Raw genomic sequence first — 16,227 nt, 5'->3', positions numbered from 1 at the left:
GCCCCCATGCTGACAATCCTCGGATTCGTCATGATCGCCACCTTCCTGGTGCTGATCATGATGAAGAAGATGTCGCCGATCGCGGCACTGGTCCTGATCCCCGCACTCTTCTGCGTATTCGTAGGAAAGGGAGCTCATCTCGGGGACTACGTCCTCGAAGGCGTCGGCAACCTGGCGCCCACGGCGGCCATGCTCATGTTCGCCATCGTGTACTTCGGCGTCATGATCGACGTCGGCCTCTTCGACCCGATCGTCCGGGGCATCCTGCGCTTCTGCAAGGCGGACCCGGTGCGCATCGTGGTCGGCACCGCGCTGCTCGCCGCGATCGTCTCGCTCGACGGCGACGGCTCGACGACCTTCATGATCACGGTCTCGGCGATGTATCCGCTCTACAAACGCCTCAAGATGAGCCTCGTCGTCATGACGGGTGTCGCGGCCACCGCCAACGGCGTCATGAACACCCTGCCCTGGGGCGGCCCGACGGCCCGCGCCGCGACCGCGCTCAAGGTCGACGCGGCCGACATCTTCGTCCCCATGATCCCGGCGCTCGCCATGGGCCTCGTGGCGGTCTTCCTGCTCTCCTACGCCCTGGGTCTGCGGGAGCGCAAGCGGCTCGGCATGCTCTCCCTGGACGAGGTCCTGGAGAAGGAGACGGCGAGCGAGACGGTTCTGGTGGGTGCGGGTGGCTCCGACGGCGGCCGTACGTCGCTCGTCAAGAAGGCCACTGGGGGAGCGGGCGCCGGAGCAGCGGGTTCCGGCACGGACGCTTCTGACGCCTCCGGTGACGCCGACGCCGATGACGACGACGGCTTCCAGGGGCTCGACCCCAACCGTTCCACCCTGCGCCCCAAGCTCTACTGGTTCAACGCCGGTCTCACCGTGGTCCTGCTCACCGCCATGATCATGGAGTGGCTGCCGATCCCGGTCCTCTTCCTGCTCGGCGCCGCACTCGCCCTGACGGTCAACTTCCCGCACATGCCCGACCAGAAGGCCCGCATCGGCGCCCACGCGGAGAACGTCCTCAACGTCACCGGCATGGTCTTCGCTGCCGCCGTCTTCACCGGCGTCCTCCAGGGCACCGGCATGGTCGACAGCATGGCCAAGTGGCTCGTCGACGCGATCCCGGAGGGCATGGGCCCGCAGATGGGCCTGGTCACCGGACTCCTCTCCCTGCCGCTCACCTACTTCATGTCGAACGACGGCTTCTACTTCGGCGTCCTGCCGGTACTCGCAGAGGCGGGCCAGGCGCACGGCGTCGGCACCCTCGAGATCGCCCGCGCCTCGATCGCCGGTCAGGCCCTGCACATGTCGAGCCCGCTGGTGCCCGCCGTGTACGTCCTCGTCGGCATGGCCAAGGTCGAGTTCGGCGACCACACCAAGTTCACCGTCAAATGGGCCGTGCTCACCTCGCTCGTGGTGCTCGGCTCCGGAATCCTCTTCGGCATCATCTGATGCCATCGACACCGGGCCGCGCCTGGTTGCTGCGCCTCGTCATCGCCTTCAGCTTCGCGCAGGGGGCGGTGTCGATGGCGCGTCCTGCCGTCTCCTACCGGGCCCTCTCGCTGGGCGCCGACGAGCGGGCGATCGGCGTCATCGCGGGTGTGTACGCCCTGCTTCCGCTCTTCGCGGCCGTGCCGCTGGGGCGCAGGACGGACACCGGGCGGTGCGCGCCGCTGCTTCCGATCGGCGTCGTCCTGATCTCCGGCGGGTGCGCGCTGAGCGGCACGGCAGGTTCGCTCGGGGTGCTCGCCGCCTGGAGCGGTGTGATGGGCCTCGGCCACCTCTGCTTCGTGATCGGCGCCCAGTCGATCGTCGCGCGGCAGTCCGCCCCCGACGAACAGGACCGCAACTTCGGGCACTTCACGATCGGCGCCTCGCTCGGGCAGCTGGTCGGGCCGATCGCAGCTGGTCTTCTCATCGGGGCGGACATGGGGCGCACGAGCGCGTTCGCCCTGCTCGTCTCAGGGGCGGTCGCTGCCGTCTCCTTCACCTCGCTGTGGCGCATCGAGCACGTCCGTCCATCCGGTGCCTCGCCGAAGCGGGGGGACAAGGTCCCGGTGCTCGGCATCCTGCGCACCCGGGGCGTCCCCGCGGGGATCTTCATCAGCCTCGCGGTGCTCTCCGCGACGGACATCCTCACCGCCTATCTGCCCGTGGTCGGTGAGCACCGGGGTATCGCGCCCGCGACGGTCGGGGTGCTGCTCTCGATGCGGGCCGCCGCGACGATCGCGTGCCGACTGGTGATGACGCCGCTGATCAATCTGCTCGGGCGTACGGTCCTCATCGTTGTGACGTGTTTGCTGGCCGCGGTGTTGTGTGCGGGCGTTGCGTTGCCGGTGCCTGTGTGGGGGCTGGGGGTGATGCTTGTTCTGCTGGGGTTCTGCCTGGGGGTTGGGCAGCCGTTGTCGATGACGACGGTGGTGCAGGCCGCCCCGGACGGGGCGCGGTCTACTGCGCTTGCGTTGCGGCTTACGGGTAATCGGCTGGGGCAGGTCGCTGCCCCAGCCGGGGCGGGGCTGATCGCGGGGGTTGCGGGGGTTGCCGCTCCCTTCGTGATGCTTGGGGGGCTGTTGCTGGTGGCGGCCGGGTTGGGACTGAGGCGTAGTAGCCCTGCGGGGCCTTCCCCAATCCCGCCCCTTCCCGAGACTGGGGGCTCTGCCCCCAGACCCCCGCTCCTCAAACGCCGGAGGGGCTGATCTCGCCCCTCTACTTCACCCGCATCTCACACCTCATACGCCGCTCATGGCCCACGATCCGCTCAGGCCCCGTCAGGACCAGCGGCACCCGATGGTGGACCGTCGAGCTGGATGCCGCGACCCGGAGTTCCAGCGACCCCGGGTCGACCACGCGGCGCCCCTCGGGACCCGTGTACGACGCCAGGTCCGCGTGGAACGTGGCGTGGACCTCCGCCGACTCGCCCGGGAGCAGCGGCACACGGGCGTAGCCGATCAGGCGGGCCACGGGGCGCGCCACCCGGCCCACGGGATCGTGGAGGTAGAGCTGGACCACCTCGGCTCCGGGGCGATCCCCCGTGTTGGTGACCGTGACGCGCAGGGTCGTCTCGCCGTCCGTGGGCAGTTCGACGGGGGTTTCCACCGGGGCAGGGGACACGTCCCACGCGAACGTCGTGTACGAGAGCCCGTGCCCGAACGGGAACAGCGGCGTCGGATCGAGGTTGCTCGCCTCGCCGCGGTGGCCGAGCGGGGGAGCCAGGTACGTCCAGGGCTGGCCCGACGGCTCGCGGGGCACGCCGACCGGGAGCCGCCCCGACGGATTGACCCGGCCCGAAAGCACACCCGCGACCGCGCCCCCGCCCTCCTCACCGGGGAAGAACGCCTGCACCACCCCGGCGAGACGGTCCGCCCAGCGCCCGAGCGCGTAGGGGCGGCCGGAGAGGAGCACCAGGATCGTGGGAGTGCCCGAGGCGAGAACCGTGTCCATGAAGTCGCCCTGGCCGTCGGGCAGTTCGAGGTCCGCCGCATCGCATCCCTCGCCCGACGTGCCCCGCCCGAAGAGCCCCGAGCGGTCCCCGACCACGGCCACGCACACCTCCGCGTCCGCCGGGTCCTCGACGAACGTGGCCCCCGGGAACTCCGCCCGCAACGCCTGGAGCAGCGTCGGCACGGCGACGCCCATCGGCAACTGCGGATGCTCCACGCCCACATGGCGCGGGAAGGTGTAGCAGCCGAGCATCGCCGCCGGGTCGTCGGCGAGCGGGCCCACCACGGCGATCCGCGTGTTGTGCGCCAAGGGCAGCGCCCTGTCCCTGTTGGCGAGCAGGACCACCGACTCCTCCGCCAACTCGCGCGCCAGCTGGCGCATATGGGGTGGGTCGAGGTCCACGGGCGTCAGTGTGGGGGGAGCCGGCGTCCAGTCGGGGTCCAGGAGGCCGAGTTCGCACTTCTGGGTCAGTACGCGAAGCGCCGCCCGGTCCACCGCGTCCTGCGGTGCTTCCCCCGCCCCGAAGCACCGCACCGCCGGGAGCTCGATGTCCACGCCCGCCGAGAGGGCGAGCGCCGCCGCGCCCGCCCTGGAGTCCGTGACCCCGTGTGCCGACTCCAGGAAGGACACCCCGAAGTAGTCGGAGACGACCGTTCCCGTGAACCCCCATTCCTCCCGCAGGAGTTGGGTGAGCAGCGCCTGGTGGGCGTGGGCCGGGAGACCGTCCAGGTCGTTGTACGCGGGCATGACGGAGCGGGCGCCCCCGTCCCGTATCGCCATTTCGAAGGGAGGCAGGATGACGTCCGCCAGCTCGCGCGGGCCGATGGACGCCGGGGCGTGGTTGCGGGCCCCGCGAGAGGCCGAGTACCCGGCGAAGTGCTTGAGCGTGGCGATGATGCCCGCCGACTGGAGACCCTTCACGTAGGCCGTGCCGATGGTCGCCACCAGGTACGGGTCCTCGCCGATCGACTCCTCCGTGCGGCCCCAGCGGGGGTCGCGTACGACGTCAAGGACCGGGGCGAGCCCCTGGTGGACGCCGACCGCGCGCATCGACGTACCGATCGACTCGGCCATCCTGCCGACAAGTTCGGGGTCGAAGGAGGCACCCCAGGCGAGCGGTGTGGGGAAGACGGCCGCCTGCCAGGCGGTGAAGCCGGTGAGGCACTCCTCGTGGGCGACGGCGGGCAGGGCGAAGCGGTTCGCGGCGCGGACACGTTCCTGGAGGGCGGCGAGCCGGGCCGCGCCCTCGGCGGGTTCCACCGGCGCCGTGCCGAAGGGGCGTGTCACCTGGCCGAGCCCGTGGGGGAGCAGCTCTTCCAGGTCGACGCGCTGCGCCACCTCGTGCTGGAGCGGCGCCACATCGGCGCTCTCCTCCTGGGCGTCCGATCCCGGCCAGACGCTGTAGAGCTGTGCGAGCTTCTCCTGTGCGGTCATCCGGGCGAGCAGGTCCGCCGCCCGCTCGGGCGCGGCCAGCGTGGTGTCCTGCCAGGGGTGGACCATGGAACTCCTCAAGTCAGCGGCCGCCCGCGCCCATCAGACCGTCGACCAGCTGACGGCGGGCGAAGAGGTACACGGCGAAGATGGGCACGATGGACAGGACCACGGCGGCGAGCAGCGCCGGGACGTCGACGCGGAACTCGCCGACGTAGTCGTAGAGGCCGAGGGTGAGCACCCTGGACTCGGGGGACTGGGTGAGGATCAGCGGGAAGAGGAAGCCGTTCCAGGCCTGCAAGGCGGTGTAGACGGCGGCCGTGGAGATGCCGGTGCGCGACATCGGTACGACCAGGCGCAGCAGGATGCGGACCGGGCCCGCGCCGTCGAGGGCCATCGACTCGTACAGCTCCTCGTCGATGTCCCGCATCGAACCGGCGAGGATCAGCACGCTCACGGGCAGCGCGAACGCCGCCGTCGGCAGGATCACCGCGAGCAGCGAGTCGTACAGCTCCAGCTTCGTGATCAGCAGGAAGACCGGGATGATCACCGCCTGGGCGGGGATCGCCAGGCCGAGCAGGAACATCTGGAAGAGGCGCTGGGCGCCCCGGCCCCGCGCACGCACCACCGCGTAGCCGACACACACCCCGAGCACCAGGACGATGGCGACACAGGCGACCGTCACCACCGCCGTGTTGAGGAGGTAGGTGAAGAAGCTGCTGTCCAGGACGCGGCGGTAGTTGTCGAGGGTCGGCTCGGTGGGGACGGAGAGCGGGCCCCGGTCGAAGTAGGCGTCGCGCGACTGGAGGGTCGTGGTCAGCAGGACGTACAGCGGCAGCGCGATGATCACCAGCCAGAGGAGCGAGGCGGCTCCGGCGGGGAGGTTGGGGCGCCGGCGCCGTCGGCGGGTCTTGTGCGGCGGCCGTGCGGGGCTGCGGGTGTCGGGGCGCTCAGGCCGTTCCAGGGTGCTTGTCACAGGCCCTCCCTGGTGGAGCGCATCGCCGCGAAGCCGGTGAGCCGTACGAGAAGCAGTGAGATGCCCGTCGCGACCACGACCAGCGCTGTGGCGATCGCGCTCGCGTAGCCCATGTCCCGGGAGACGAAGCCCGTCTCGTACATCCAGTAGGGGACGATCGTGGTGTCCGTGCCGGGGCCGCCCTCGGTGAGGATCAGGACGGTGTCGAAGAACGTCAGCGCGCCGACCACCATCAGGACGGTCGATGTGATGACGGTGTTGCGCAGTTGCGGCAGCGTGATGTGGAAGAACTGCCGGACGGTGCCCGCCCCGTCGATCGACGCCGCGTCGTAGAGGGAGCGCGGGATCTGCCGGGCGCCGCCCTGGTAGAGCAGCGTGTGGAACGGGATGAACTGCCAGGCCGCCACGAACAGGACAGCGCCGAACGCGCCGTTCGACGAGCCGAGCACATCGCCGTCCGCGAAGCCGATCCACGGACCGATGTCGGCGATCAGACCGAAGTTGGGGTCCAGGAGCGTCTTCCAGAGCAGCGCGAGCGCCACGGACGAGGCGAGCAGCGGCAGGAAGAAGATGGCACTCAGGACAGCGCGGTTCTTCTGCCTACCGGCCGCCCAGACGCCGAGCAGCAGCGCGATCGGCGTCTGGACGAGCCACGTCAGCGCGGTGAGCAGCAGGCTCAGTACCACCGCGCCCCGCATCGTGGAGTCCTCCCACAGGCGGCTCCAGTTGCCTGTGCCGCTGAAGGAGGGGAGCCCGCCGAGCCCGTCCCACTCGGTGAAGGAGAGGTAGGCGACGAGGAGCAGCGGGCCGAGCGCGAAGCAGAGGAAGAACAGGGCGCCTGGCGCGGCCCACAGGAGTCCGGGGCGTCCGGGACCGCGGGACGACGGACTCACTTCACTCCCCGCATCGCGTCGGCGAAGCCTTTCGGGCTCAGGTCGCCGTTGAAGAGCTTCTGCAGGTTGTTGGTGAGCGGCGAGGTGAATCTGGCGGGCAGCGCCTGGTCCCAGGAGAGCGTGAAGGACGGGGCCTCGCTCACCATGTCGTACTGATACGTGGCGTACTCGGGGTTCTCGTGCGCGGTGAGCTGCGCCTTCGCGTCAGAGGTCGCCGGTACGTCTCCGTTGGCGACGAGGTCCTTGGCGTAACTCTGCTGCGACGCGAACTTCAGGAACTTCACCGCCGCGTCGCGCCGTTCGCCCTTCTTCACCTGGGTCGCGTTGACGGACCAGTAGTTGGTGGGGTTGCCGACGACGTCCTTGGGGTCGCCCTTGCCGCCGGGCACCGCGGGGAACGAGGTCCAGCCGAGGCCCGACTTGGCGAACTCCTTCTGGTTGGCCTGCTGGTTGGCGTACTCCCAGCTGCCCATCAGATGCATGGCGGCCTTGCCGCGGGCGAACAGGGTGGAGGCGCCGTCCGCCGTGTAGTTGACCGACTTGTAGTTCTTGCCGAAGGCCCCGCGGTCGACCAGATCGCGGATCGTCTCGCCCGCCTTGATCATGGCGGGGTCGTTCCAGGCGGACTTGTCGCCGTCCACGATCTTCTGGAAGACCTCGGGGCCGCCGAACCGGTCGAGGAGGTACTCCAGCCACATCAGCTCGGTCCACGGATCGGCGCCCGCGAGTGCGAACGGCGTGACGCCCTTCTCCTTGAAGATGTCGATGAGGCCGAGCATGTCGTCCCAGGAGGACGGGGGCCGTGCGCCCGCCTCGCGGAAGACCTTCTTGTTGTAGAAGAGGATCACCGGCTGCATGCCGCGCATCGGGACGCCGTAGTACGTCCCGTCGATGCGGCCCGCGTCGAGGATCGAGGGGATGAACGCCTTCTTCAGCGCCGGGTCCTTCTTCATGTACGGGCCGAGGTCGACCAGCATGTCCTTGGCGGCGAAGTCGCTGATGGAGCCGCCGCCCCAGTTGAAGAAGATGTCGGGGGCGTTGGCGGTGCCCATGGAGGTGCGCATCTTGTCCTGGTAGCCCTCGCCGGGGATCTCGACGAGCTTCACCTTGACGTCCGAGGTCTTGTTGAAGCGGTCGACGACTTTGCGCTGCACGGCGGCCGACGGATCGCCGTAGACCCAGGCCTCAAGGGTGGCGCCACCGCCGCCCGCGCTGTCCTGCGGGCCGCCGCTGCCACCACAGGCGGCGAGGCCGGTGGCGGCGAGCGTCAGGGCCGCGGTGGCCAGGGCCGTACGTATGCGTCGGCGCGGTCGGCGGAGGGGAGGGGTAGGCATCGCGGCGCACCTTCCGGAAGAGTTCCGAAAATTATCGGTCGATGCGCACGGAAGTTACGGGCGGCGTCCGGACGTGTCAACGCTCCTGACAGGAAAGGGAGTTCGGGGGAGGTGGCTTACGGCGGGGGATCAGGCGCGCGGTGCCGTGCTCGCGCGCACCACCAGCTCCGTGGCCAGCTCGATCCGGGGCGATGCGGGCTCCTCGCCGAGCGCGAGCCGCAGCACCGTGCGGGCGGCCAGCTTCCCCATGTCGGACAGGGGCTGGCGCACGGTCGTCAGGGGCGGCGCGGACCAGCTGACCTCCGGCAGATCGTCGAAGCCCACCACGCTGAGGTCCTCGGGAACGCGCAGGCCGCGCCGCCGCAGGGCCTCGATCGCGCCGAGGGCCATCTGGTCGCTGGCGGCGAAGAGCGCGGTCGGCGGCTCGGCGAGGGCGAGGAGTTCGCCCGCTCCGGCGAACCCGGACGCGTGGTAGAAGTCGCCCGGCACGATCAGCGCGTCGTCCACGGGCACGCCCGCGCTCTCCAGCGCCGCGCGGTAGCCGTCGAGCCTGGCCCGCGAGCACAGGAGCCGCGGCGGGCCCGCGATGAAGCCGATCCTGCGGTGGCCGAGGGAGAGCAGATGCTCCGTCGCCGCCATGCCGCCCGCCCAGTTGGTGGCGCCCACGGTCGGTGCGTCGAGGGCGGGCGATCCTGCCGGGTCGATCACCACGAGCGGCACGCCGAGCCGCCGCAGTTCGTCGTGGAGCATCGGTTCCAGGACGGAGGTCACCAGGATCACGCCGTCCGACGCGCGGGCCCGCAGGTTCTTCATCCACTGGCGGGCCGAGCCGGATGCGCCGTGGATCGCGGAGACGACCGTGCCGGCGCCCGCCGCGTGCGCCACTTCCTCCACGCCGCGGATGATCTCCACGGCCCAGGGGCTGTCGAGGTCGTTGAAGACCAGGTCGACCAGGGCGGCGCGGCTGCCGGGCGCGCTCGACCGCCGTTCGTAGCCGTGCTCCCGCAGGAGGTCCTCGATGCGCGCGCGGGTCTCCTCCGAGACGTCGGACCGGCCGTTGACCACCCGCGACACCGTCGGCACGGAGACGCCCGCCTGCCGGGCTATCTCCGTGATGGTCACCTTGCTCCTTGACCGGCTCACTTCCCCACCTCCATTGACGAGTCCCCGTCACGCCCTTACCGTTCCGGACGCATTCTCGAAACTTTGCAGAAGTCTTCCGGAACACCGGAGTTGACGTGAAGCCTAGAGGAGAGGGACATCCATGAAGTTACCGAACTTACGCGGGGCCGCGTGCGCGCTGCCGGTCGCGGCGGATGGTCGCGCCGCCGCTGAACGAGCCGACGAGTCAACGAGCCGACGAGCAGATGTTCCCCGGAGGCGCCGGCTGCCTCCGGGGAACGGGGTACTGCTCCGGTGTTACCCGGGTACTACTGGACGATCTTGAGCAGCTTGTTCGGCGAACCGGTGCCCGGGCTGGTGACCTTGCCCGACGTGGCGCCGTTCACCAGGGCCGTGGAGACCTGCGCCGGCGTGGCCGAGGTGTGGCCCGCCAGGTAGACCGCCGCGGCACCCGCGACATGCGGAGTGGCCATCGACGTACCGGAGATGGTGTTCGTGGCGGTGTCGCTGGTGTTCCAGCCCGCCGTGATCGAGACACCCGGCGCGAAGATGTCGAGGACCGAGCCGTAGTTGGACCAGCTGGCCTTGGCGTCCGTGTTGCTGGTGGCGCCGACCGTGATGGCAGCGGGGACCCGCGCCGGGGACGACGAGGAGGCGTTGACGCCCTCGTTGCCTGCGGCGACCGCGTAGCTGACGCCGTCGGCGATGGAGTTCTTCACCGCGTTGTCCAGCGTGGTGGAGGCGCCGCCGCCGAGCGACATGTTGGCCACGGCGGGGGCTCCCGCCGCGTGGTTGCTCGTCACCCAGTCGATGCCCGCGATGACACCGGCGGTCGTGCCGGAGCCGTTGTTGTCGAGCACGCGGACGGCCACGATCTTGGCCTTCTTGGCGACACCGTAGGTCTTGCCCGCGATGGTGGTGGCCACGTGCGTGCCGTGGCCGTTGCCGTCCTGGGCGGTGTTGTCGCCGTCCACGGCGTCGTAGCCGTTCACCGCGCGTCCGCTGATCTCGGAGTGCGTGATGCGCACACCGGTGTCGATCACGTACGCGGTGACACCCGAGCCCGCGGTGTCCGGGTAGGTGTAGGTGCCGGACAGCGGCAGGCTCGTCTGGTCGATGCGGTCCAGACCCCAGGGGGCGTTGCTCTGGGTCGCGTCGGCCTGGACCCGCTGGTTCTGCTCGACCGAGGCGACGGCGGGGTCGGCGGCCAGCTGTCTCGCCTCCGCCGCGCTCAGCTCGACGGTGTAGCCCTTGAGCGCGGACTTGAAGGTCTTCTTCACCGACCCGCCGTACTCGGATATCAGGCCCTTGCCCTGGGTCGAGGCGGCGCTGAAGCCCGAGTTCTTCTTCAGGGTGACGATGTAGCTGCCCTTGACGGCGTCGGCCGAACCGGCGCCGATCACCGTGCCCTCGGCGGGGGCGGCCTGGGCCGGAAGGGCGGTGACCGCACCGAACAGAGCGGCGGCGGTCGCGGTCGAGATCGCCGCGGCGATCACAGTCTTCTTGCTGCGCAGCATTGCCATTACGAGGGAGTCCTCCTCATAGGCGGCGCGCGCCCTGGGTCGGGCGGCGCAACTGTGGGGGCGTGTGCGTGATCGCACACACAGCCAGGAGTGGAGTGTTCCGCTCCCGGCGCGAACAGCAGAATGTCGGCTCTACGGGCGTAGATCAAGGGAGTTGGCGTCTTGACATGTGTCTGTCACATGCACGAAATCGAACTTCGGAGGAACCCGTGGGGGGTAGGTGCCGGGCCGGGGGGAATGTCCCCTGCCCGGACGCCCCTGGTGCCGAAAAACTATCAGCGCTAGTTTGGGGTGCGGACGACCACCCGAGACGACGACTTGAGGAGTGCGATGAAGGCCCACGACGGCATGTACATCGGCGGCGCCTGGCGGCCCGCCGTCGGCACGGACACGATCACGGTCCTGAACCCGGCCGACGAGCAGCCGATCGGCCAGGTCCCCGCCGGTACGGCGCAGGACATCGACGCGGCGGTCGGGGCCGCCCGCGAGGCCTTCCCCGCCTGGGCCGCGACCCCGCCCGCCGAGCGTGCCGCGCTCATCGGGGCGCTCCGTGACCAGTTGGTCGCCCGCAAGGACGAGATCGCCGAGACGGTGACGGCGGAGCTCGGCTCGCCGCTCCCGTTCTCGCAGATGGTGCACGCGGGCGTGCCGATCCTGGTCTCAGGGTCCTATGCCGAGCTCGCGGCGACGTACGCCTTCGAGGAGAAGATCGGAAACTCCACGGTCTACCTGGAGCCGGTCGGTGTGGTCGGCGCGATCACGCCCTGGAACTACCCCCTCCACCAGATCGTCAACAAGGTGGCCCCCGCGCTCGCCGCGGGCTGCACGGTCGTCCTGAAGCCCGCGGAGGACACCCCGCTCACCGCCCAGCTCTTCGCCGAGGCCGCGCACGAGGCGGGCATCCCCGCCGGTGTCTTCAACCTGGTCACCGGGCTCGGCCCGGTCGCGGGGCAGGCGCTCGCCGAGCACGAGGGCGTCGACCTGGTCTCCTTCACCGGCTCGACGGCGGTCGGCAAGCAGATCGGCGCGACCGCGGGCGCGGCCGTCAAGCGCGTCGCCCTGGAGCTCGGCGGCAAGTCCGCCAACGTCATCCTGCCCAGCGCCGACCTGGCCAAGGCGGTCAAGGCCGGTGTCGCCAACGTCATGTCCAACTCGGGCCAGACGTGCAGCGCGTGGACCCGCATGCTGGTCGACTCCGAGCGGTACGACGAGGCGGTCTCGCTCGCGGCACAAGCGGCCGCCAAGTACGGCACCCGCATCGGCCCCGTCGTCAACGCCAAGCAGCACGCGCGCGTGCGCGGATACATCGACAAGGGCGTCGAAGAGGGCGCCCGCGTGGTCGCGGGCGGCTCCGAAGTGCCGCGCGAGCAGGGGTACTACGTCCAGCCGACCGTCTTCGCCGACGTCACCCCTGACATGACGATCGCCCAGGAGGAGATCTTCGGCCCGGTCGTCTCGATCATCAGGTACGAGGACGAGGCCGACGCCCTGCGGATCGCGAACGGCACCGTGTACGGGCTCGCGGGAGCTGTCTGGGCGGCCGACGACGCGGAGGCGATCGCGTTCGCCCGCCGCATGGACACGGGACAGGTCGACATCAACGGCGGCAGCTTCAACCCCTCCGCGCCGTTCGGCGGTTACAAGCAGTCGGGCGTCGGCCGGGAGCTGGGCCCGCACGGCCTTGCGGAGTACCTCCAGACGAAGTCCCTCCAGTTCTGAACCTCTGAACTTCTGAACCTCTGAACTCTGTTCCGCGCCTTCACAAGGAGTACGTCACCGTGGTCCGCGCCGCTGTTCTGCCCGCCGTCGGCTCTCCCCTGGAGATCACCGAGATCGACCTGCCCGAGCCGGGCCCGGGCCAGGTGCGGGTGCGCCTCGCCGCCGCCGGGGTCTGCCACTCCGACCTGTCCCTGACCAACGGCACGATGCGGGTGCCCGTGCCCGCCGTGCTCGGGCACGAGGGCGCGGGAACGGTGGTGTCCGTGGGCGAGGGGATCACCCACGTCGCACCGGGCGACGAGGTGGTTCTCAACTGGGCTCCGTCCTGCGGAAGTTGTCACGCCTGCTCGCTCGGCGAGGTGTGGCTGTGCGTGAACGCGCTGGCCGGTGCCGCCGATGTCTACGCCCACCGCGCCTCGGACGGCGCCGACCTCCACCCCGGTCTGAACGTCGCCGCGTTCGCCGAGGAGACGGTGGTGGCCGGCAACTGCGTACTGCCGTCCCCGGCCGGTGTCCCGCTGACGGACGCGGCGCTCCTGGGCTGCGCCGTGCTCACCGGGTACGGCGCCGTGCACCACTCCGCGAAGGTCCGCGAGGGCGAGACTGTTGCGGTCTTCGGGGTCGGGGGAGTGGGCCTCGCTACGCTCCAGGCGGCGCGGATCGCCGGTGCCTCGCAGATCATCGCGGTCGATGTGTCCCCGGAGAAGGAGGAGCTGGCGCGGTCGGCCGGTGCGACGGAGTACGTGGTCGCCTCGGAGAAGACCGCGAAGGACATCCGCAAGCTGACGGGCGGTCAGGGCGTGGACGTCGCGGTGGAGTGCGTGGGGCGTGCGGTGACGATCCGGACGGCCTGGGAGTCCACGCGGCGCGGCGGGCGTACGACGGTGGTCGGCATCGGCGGCAAGGACCAGCAGGTCGCCTTCAACGCCCTGGAGATCTTCCACTGGGGTCGGACGCTCTCGGGGTGCGTGTACGGGAACTCCGACCCCGCGGTGGACCTGCCGGTCCTGGCGGACCACATCCGCGCCGGGCGCTTCGACCTGAGCGGCCTGGTGACCGATCGCATCGCCCTGGACGGCATCCCGGCGGCCTTCGAGAACATGGTCGCGGGGAAGGGGGGCCGGGCGCTGGTGGTGTTCCAGGGCGGACCGGCCTCACCGTGATCGCCCCGTCCTCCGTCAAGGTGCTTGCGGGGCGGGCGAGTTCTCGCTGACGCCCCCGGCCGCCAAGGACAGCTCCGGCGCCGTCACAGCCGACGGCGCCGGAGCCGTCGTACGCAGCCGGGAGAAGGACTTTGCCGCCGCCAGGAACGCGAGCGTCGTCAGGACGAACGGCCAGGTGAACGTGTGCCCGCCGGACGGCGCGAGGAGCGCCGATATCGCCGAGCTGACGGCGGTCGCCGTGGCGGCGCCCACGATCGCGTACGCGAGTGTCGCACCCCGCACCGGAAGGAAGACGCCGCACAGCGCGAGAGCGACGAGCACCGAGTTGTATCCCATCGTGCCGTCCGCGATCTGCGCGGCCGGTGCCCCCAGCGCCCATGCCGAGCCGATCCCGACCACACTGCCGAGGCACGCGACGGCCCCCGCGCGGCGGCTCGCGACGAAGAGGCCCACGAGCAGCACCGCGCCGACGTACCACTGCGGCATGAAGAAGATCTGGGCGAAGTCGGCGAAGAACGCCTTTGCCAGGTCGGCGGGTCGGAGCGAGGTCGGGCCCGTCGCCGCGCGCGTCAGCGCGGCCAGGGCGTCCCCGTGGTGCCAGACCCGCTCGAAGCCGGGCGCCGCGATCGTCATCGCGCTCGCGAGCAGGCAGTACGGGAGCGTGAGCGAGGGCAGGTCCCAGGCGGCGAGGACGTTGACCGCCGCCGCCGTCACGACCGTGACCACCACACAGCCCGCGAGGGCGAGCGCGGCCGTCGACAAGTGCCCGGCACCGAGGAACACGGCGAAACACAGGGCGGTCAGGCAGGCGTTGAAGCCTTCGAGCCCCGTCGAGACGCGGTCGTGCGCCGCCCCCAGCAGCCGCGCGGTGGCCGTACCGACGGCCGTTCCCGCCAGGCCGTAGAGGCCGTACTCCCAGCCCGCCGCGAAGAGCGCCACGCAGAACAGGGCGCCTGCCGCCGCGCTCGGCAGGAAGGTGACCTGCGCCTGGCCGCGCAGGACGTGGGTGGCGAAGGACAAGGCCCCAAGTGGCTGGCTCTTGGCATCCGTTGAGTGCCGCACGGCTCGCTCCCGTGTTACGTCCATGTTTCGCCCGGCAAGACGAATGCACCTTACATCTAAGTATGGGGCGCGGCGACACCGGCGGTGATACCGAGGTGCGTCTCCAGCGCCCGGGCCCCCGCCGGCGTCACCTTGACCGCCCGCTGCGAACCGATCCGCACGCACCACCCGGCGTCGAGCGCATGGCGGCACAGTGCCGCGCCCGCGACCCCGCAAGATGCGGCCTGCGCTCCGTCCAGTCGAGGCAGGCGCGGACCAGCGGGCGCCTGCCGGTGTGCTCCAGGCCGATGCCCAACTCCCCGAACCAGCCGATCCCCTCGTCGGTCAGGGCGAACCCCGTGTCCTGCCGCAGCAGCCCGCGCTCCGTCATCGCCCGGGTGATCGTGATCCCCAGGTGGCCCGCCAGATGGTCGTAACAGGTGCGCCCCCGCGCCATCGCCCCGCTCGCGCTCGACTCCCGCAGCGTGCGCGGCGGCCGGACCGCGACCTCGCCGGGACGTACGTACGCGGTCAGGTCCTCGATCAGCTGTGCCACCCGCGCGTCGGCGATGCGGACATAGCGGTGTCGGCCCTGCCGCTCCTCGGCGAGCAGGCCGCCCGCGATCAGCTTCCCCAGGTGCTCGCTCAGCGTCGACGCGGCGACCCCCGCGTGCCGCGCCAGCTCGCCCGCGGTCCAGGCCCGGCCGTCGAGGAGCGCGAGCAGGCAGGCGGCGCGCGTCTCGTCGGCGATGAGCCGGGCGAGCGCGGCGAGGCGTGGCGTTGCGGGGTCGGTCATGGCCCAAGGATGCGCCGGGAACCGTTCGGTGCGCGCCGAACGGTCAGCCGGTGGGTGCCGCGACCTGCGGGTACTGGAGTGCGAGGCCGTCGAGCAGCGCGCGAAGGCCCGCCTCGAAGGCCCGCTCGTCGATCTCCTGCTGGCGGTCGGCCAGAAGGTGGGCCTGGCCAAGGTGCGGATAGTCGGCCGGGTCGTACGCGGTCTGGTCGTCCACGAAGCCACCGGCGAAGGAGCCGAGCGCCGAGCCCATGATGAAGTACCGCATCAGCGCGCCGATCGAGGTGGCCTGGGCGGCGGGCCAGCCCGCGTCGACCATCGCCCCGAACACCGCGTCCGCAAGCCGCAGCCCTGCCGGACGGCGGCCGGGACCGCTCGCGAGGACCGGAACGATGTTGGGGTGCAGGGTGAGCGCCGCGCGGTAGGAGACGGCCCAGTCGTGCAGCGACGTGCGCCAGTCGCGCGCGTCGGCGGCCTCGAACATCGACAGATCGACCTGCGCGCTCACCGAGTCCGCGACCGCCTCCAGGATCTCGTCCTTCGTACGGAAGTGGTTGTAGAGCGAGGGTCCGCTGACCCCGAGCTCGGCGGCGAGGCGGCGCGTAGAGACGGCGGCGAGGCCCTCGGCGTCCACGAGCGCGCGCGCCGTCTCGACGATGCGATCTCTGCTGAGGAGGGGCTTGCGCGGTCGGGCCATGCCGCACATAGTAGGGCTGCCGCAAGAAACTAGCAGTGCTAATTTAAATCTGACCCGAACCTGGTCCCAAGAGTCGATCCGAAGAGGTGCCCCG

Annotated in this window: 12 protein-coding genes and 1 pseudogene; 4 read left to right on the top strand and 9 right to left on the bottom strand. The window is 70.7% G+C overall.

The window, feature by feature from the left end; genetic code table 11:
• Positions 1–6 precede the first annotated feature (6 nt).
• Positions 7–1,452, top strand: a complete 1,446-nt coding sequence (locus ACWFRJ_RS17570) for a CitMHS family transporter (RefSeq protein ID WP_453530795.1) — start codon at positions 7–9, stop codon at positions 1,450–1,452.
• Positions 1,452–2,696: an MFS transporter gene (locus tag ACWFRJ_RS17565; protein ID WP_453530792.1), complete on the top strand. Its 1,245-nt coding sequence runs from the start codon at positions 1,452–1,454 to the stop codon at positions 2,694–2,696. Before ACWFRJ_RS17570 ends, ACWFRJ_RS17565 begins: the two co-directional genes overlap by 1 nt.
• Positions 2,697–2,706: 10 nt before the next feature.
• Here the strand turns inward: ACWFRJ_RS17565 and ACWFRJ_RS17560 are convergent, their stop codons facing one another.
• The 6 genes from ACWFRJ_RS17560 to ACWFRJ_RS17535 all read right to left on the bottom strand — a co-directional run bounded on the left by ACWFRJ_RS17560 (position 2,707) and on the right by ACWFRJ_RS17535 (position 10,720).
• Positions 2,707–4,941 (bottom strand): beta-xylosidase/alpha-l-arabinosidase, encoded by a 2,235-nt coding sequence (locus ACWFRJ_RS17560; RefSeq protein WP_453530789.1) that lies wholly within the window; start codon positions 4,939–4,941, stop codon positions 2,707–2,709.
• A 13-nt stretch (positions 4,942–4,954) separates the two neighbouring features.
• Entirely contained in the window at positions 4,955–5,848 is an 894-nt protein-coding gene (locus tag ACWFRJ_RS17555; RefSeq protein ID WP_453530786.1) for a carbohydrate ABC transporter permease, read from the bottom strand.
• Positions 5,845–6,741, bottom strand: coding sequence for a carbohydrate ABC transporter permease (locus tag ACWFRJ_RS17550; RefSeq protein ID WP_453530783.1), 897 nt, complete (start codon positions 6,739–6,741; stop codon positions 5,845–5,847). The genes ACWFRJ_RS17555 and ACWFRJ_RS17550 overlap by 4 nt, the downstream gene beginning before the upstream one ends.
• A complete protein-coding gene (locus ACWFRJ_RS17545) occupies positions 6,738–8,075 on the bottom strand; it encodes an ABC transporter substrate-binding protein (RefSeq protein WP_453530780.1) in 1,338 nt (445 codons plus the stop codon). The genes ACWFRJ_RS17550 and ACWFRJ_RS17545 overlap by 4 nt, the downstream gene beginning before the upstream one ends.
• 129 nt (positions 8,076–8,204) lie before the next feature.
• Positions 8,205–9,218: a LacI family DNA-binding transcriptional regulator gene (locus ACWFRJ_RS17540; protein WP_453530777.1), complete on the bottom strand. Its 1,014-nt coding sequence runs from the start codon at positions 9,216–9,218 to the stop codon at positions 8,205–8,207.
• Between the two features lie 287 nt (positions 9,219–9,505).
• Positions 9,506–10,720: a S8 family peptidase gene (locus ACWFRJ_RS17535; RefSeq protein WP_453530774.1), complete on the bottom strand. Its 1,215-nt coding sequence runs from the start codon at positions 10,718–10,720 to the stop codon at positions 9,506–9,508.
• Between the two features lie 330 nt (positions 10,721–11,050).
• On the opposite strand from ACWFRJ_RS17535, the gene ACWFRJ_RS17530 reads away from it, so the two are divergent.
• Both ACWFRJ_RS17530 and ACWFRJ_RS17525 read left to right on the top strand, forming a co-directional pair.
• Complete coding sequence (locus ACWFRJ_RS17530; protein ID WP_453530772.1) at positions 11,051–12,439, top strand: aldehyde dehydrogenase family protein; 1,389 nt, start codon at positions 11,051–11,053, stop codon at positions 12,437–12,439.
• 59 nt (positions 12,440–12,498) lie between these two features.
• A complete protein-coding gene (locus ACWFRJ_RS17525) occupies positions 12,499–13,602 on the top strand; it encodes a Zn-dependent alcohol dehydrogenase (RefSeq protein ID WP_453530769.1) in 1,104 nt (367 codons plus the stop codon).
• Between the two features lie 15 nt (positions 13,603–13,617).
• Here ACWFRJ_RS17525 and ACWFRJ_RS17520 read toward each other — a convergent pair whose 3' ends face one another.
• The 3 genes and pseudogenes from ACWFRJ_RS17520 to ACWFRJ_RS17510 all read right to left on the bottom strand — a co-directional run bounded on the left by ACWFRJ_RS17520 (position 13,618) and on the right by ACWFRJ_RS17510 (position 16,133).
• Entirely contained in the window at positions 13,618–14,622 is a 1,005-nt protein-coding gene (locus ACWFRJ_RS17520; protein WP_453530766.1) for an urea transporter, read from the bottom strand.
• A gap of 98 nt (positions 14,623–14,720) precedes the next feature.
• Positions 14,721–15,439: pseudogene (locus tag ACWFRJ_RS17515) on the bottom strand (ArsR/SmtB family transcription factor).
• A gap of 43 nt (positions 15,440–15,482) precedes the next feature.
• Positions 15,483–16,133: a TetR/AcrR family transcriptional regulator gene (locus tag ACWFRJ_RS17510; protein ID WP_453530763.1), complete on the bottom strand. Its 651-nt coding sequence runs from the start codon at positions 16,131–16,133 to the stop codon at positions 15,483–15,485.
• Between the last annotated feature and the right edge of the window lie 94 nt (positions 16,134–16,227).

This window comes from Streptomyces sp. NPDC055239, assembly GCF_053606205.1.
This window is presented reverse-complemented; position numbering and strand designations above follow the sequence as displayed.

Bases quoted from the DNA above. Each gene is read 5' to 3' on its own strand.
- ACWFRJ_RS17570 (WP_453530795.1), top strand. From the start codon at position 7: ATGCTGACAATCCTCGGATTCGTCATGATCGCCACCTTCCTGGTGCTG.
- ACWFRJ_RS17565 (WP_453530792.1), top strand. From the start codon at position 1,452: ATGCCATCGACACCGGGCCGCGCCTGGTTGCTGCGCCTCGTCATCGCC.
- ACWFRJ_RS17560 (WP_453530789.1), bottom strand. From the start codon at position 4,941: ATGGTCCACCCCTGGCAGGACACCACGCTGGCCGCGCCCGAGCGGGCG.
- ACWFRJ_RS17545 (WP_453530780.1), bottom strand. From the start codon at position 8,075: ATGCCTACCCCTCCCCTCCGCCGACCGCGCCGACGCATACGTACGGCC.
- ACWFRJ_RS17535 (WP_453530774.1), bottom strand. From the start codon at position 10,720: ATGGCAATGCTGCGCAGCAAGAAGACTGTGATCGCCGCGGCGATCTCG.
- ACWFRJ_RS17530 (WP_453530772.1), top strand. From the start codon at position 11,051: ATGAAGGCCCACGACGGCATGTACATCGGCGGCGCCTGGCGGCCCGCC.
- ACWFRJ_RS17510 (WP_453530763.1), bottom strand. From the start codon at position 16,133: ATGGCCCGACCGCGCAAGCCCCTCCTCAGCAGAGATCGCATCGTCGAG.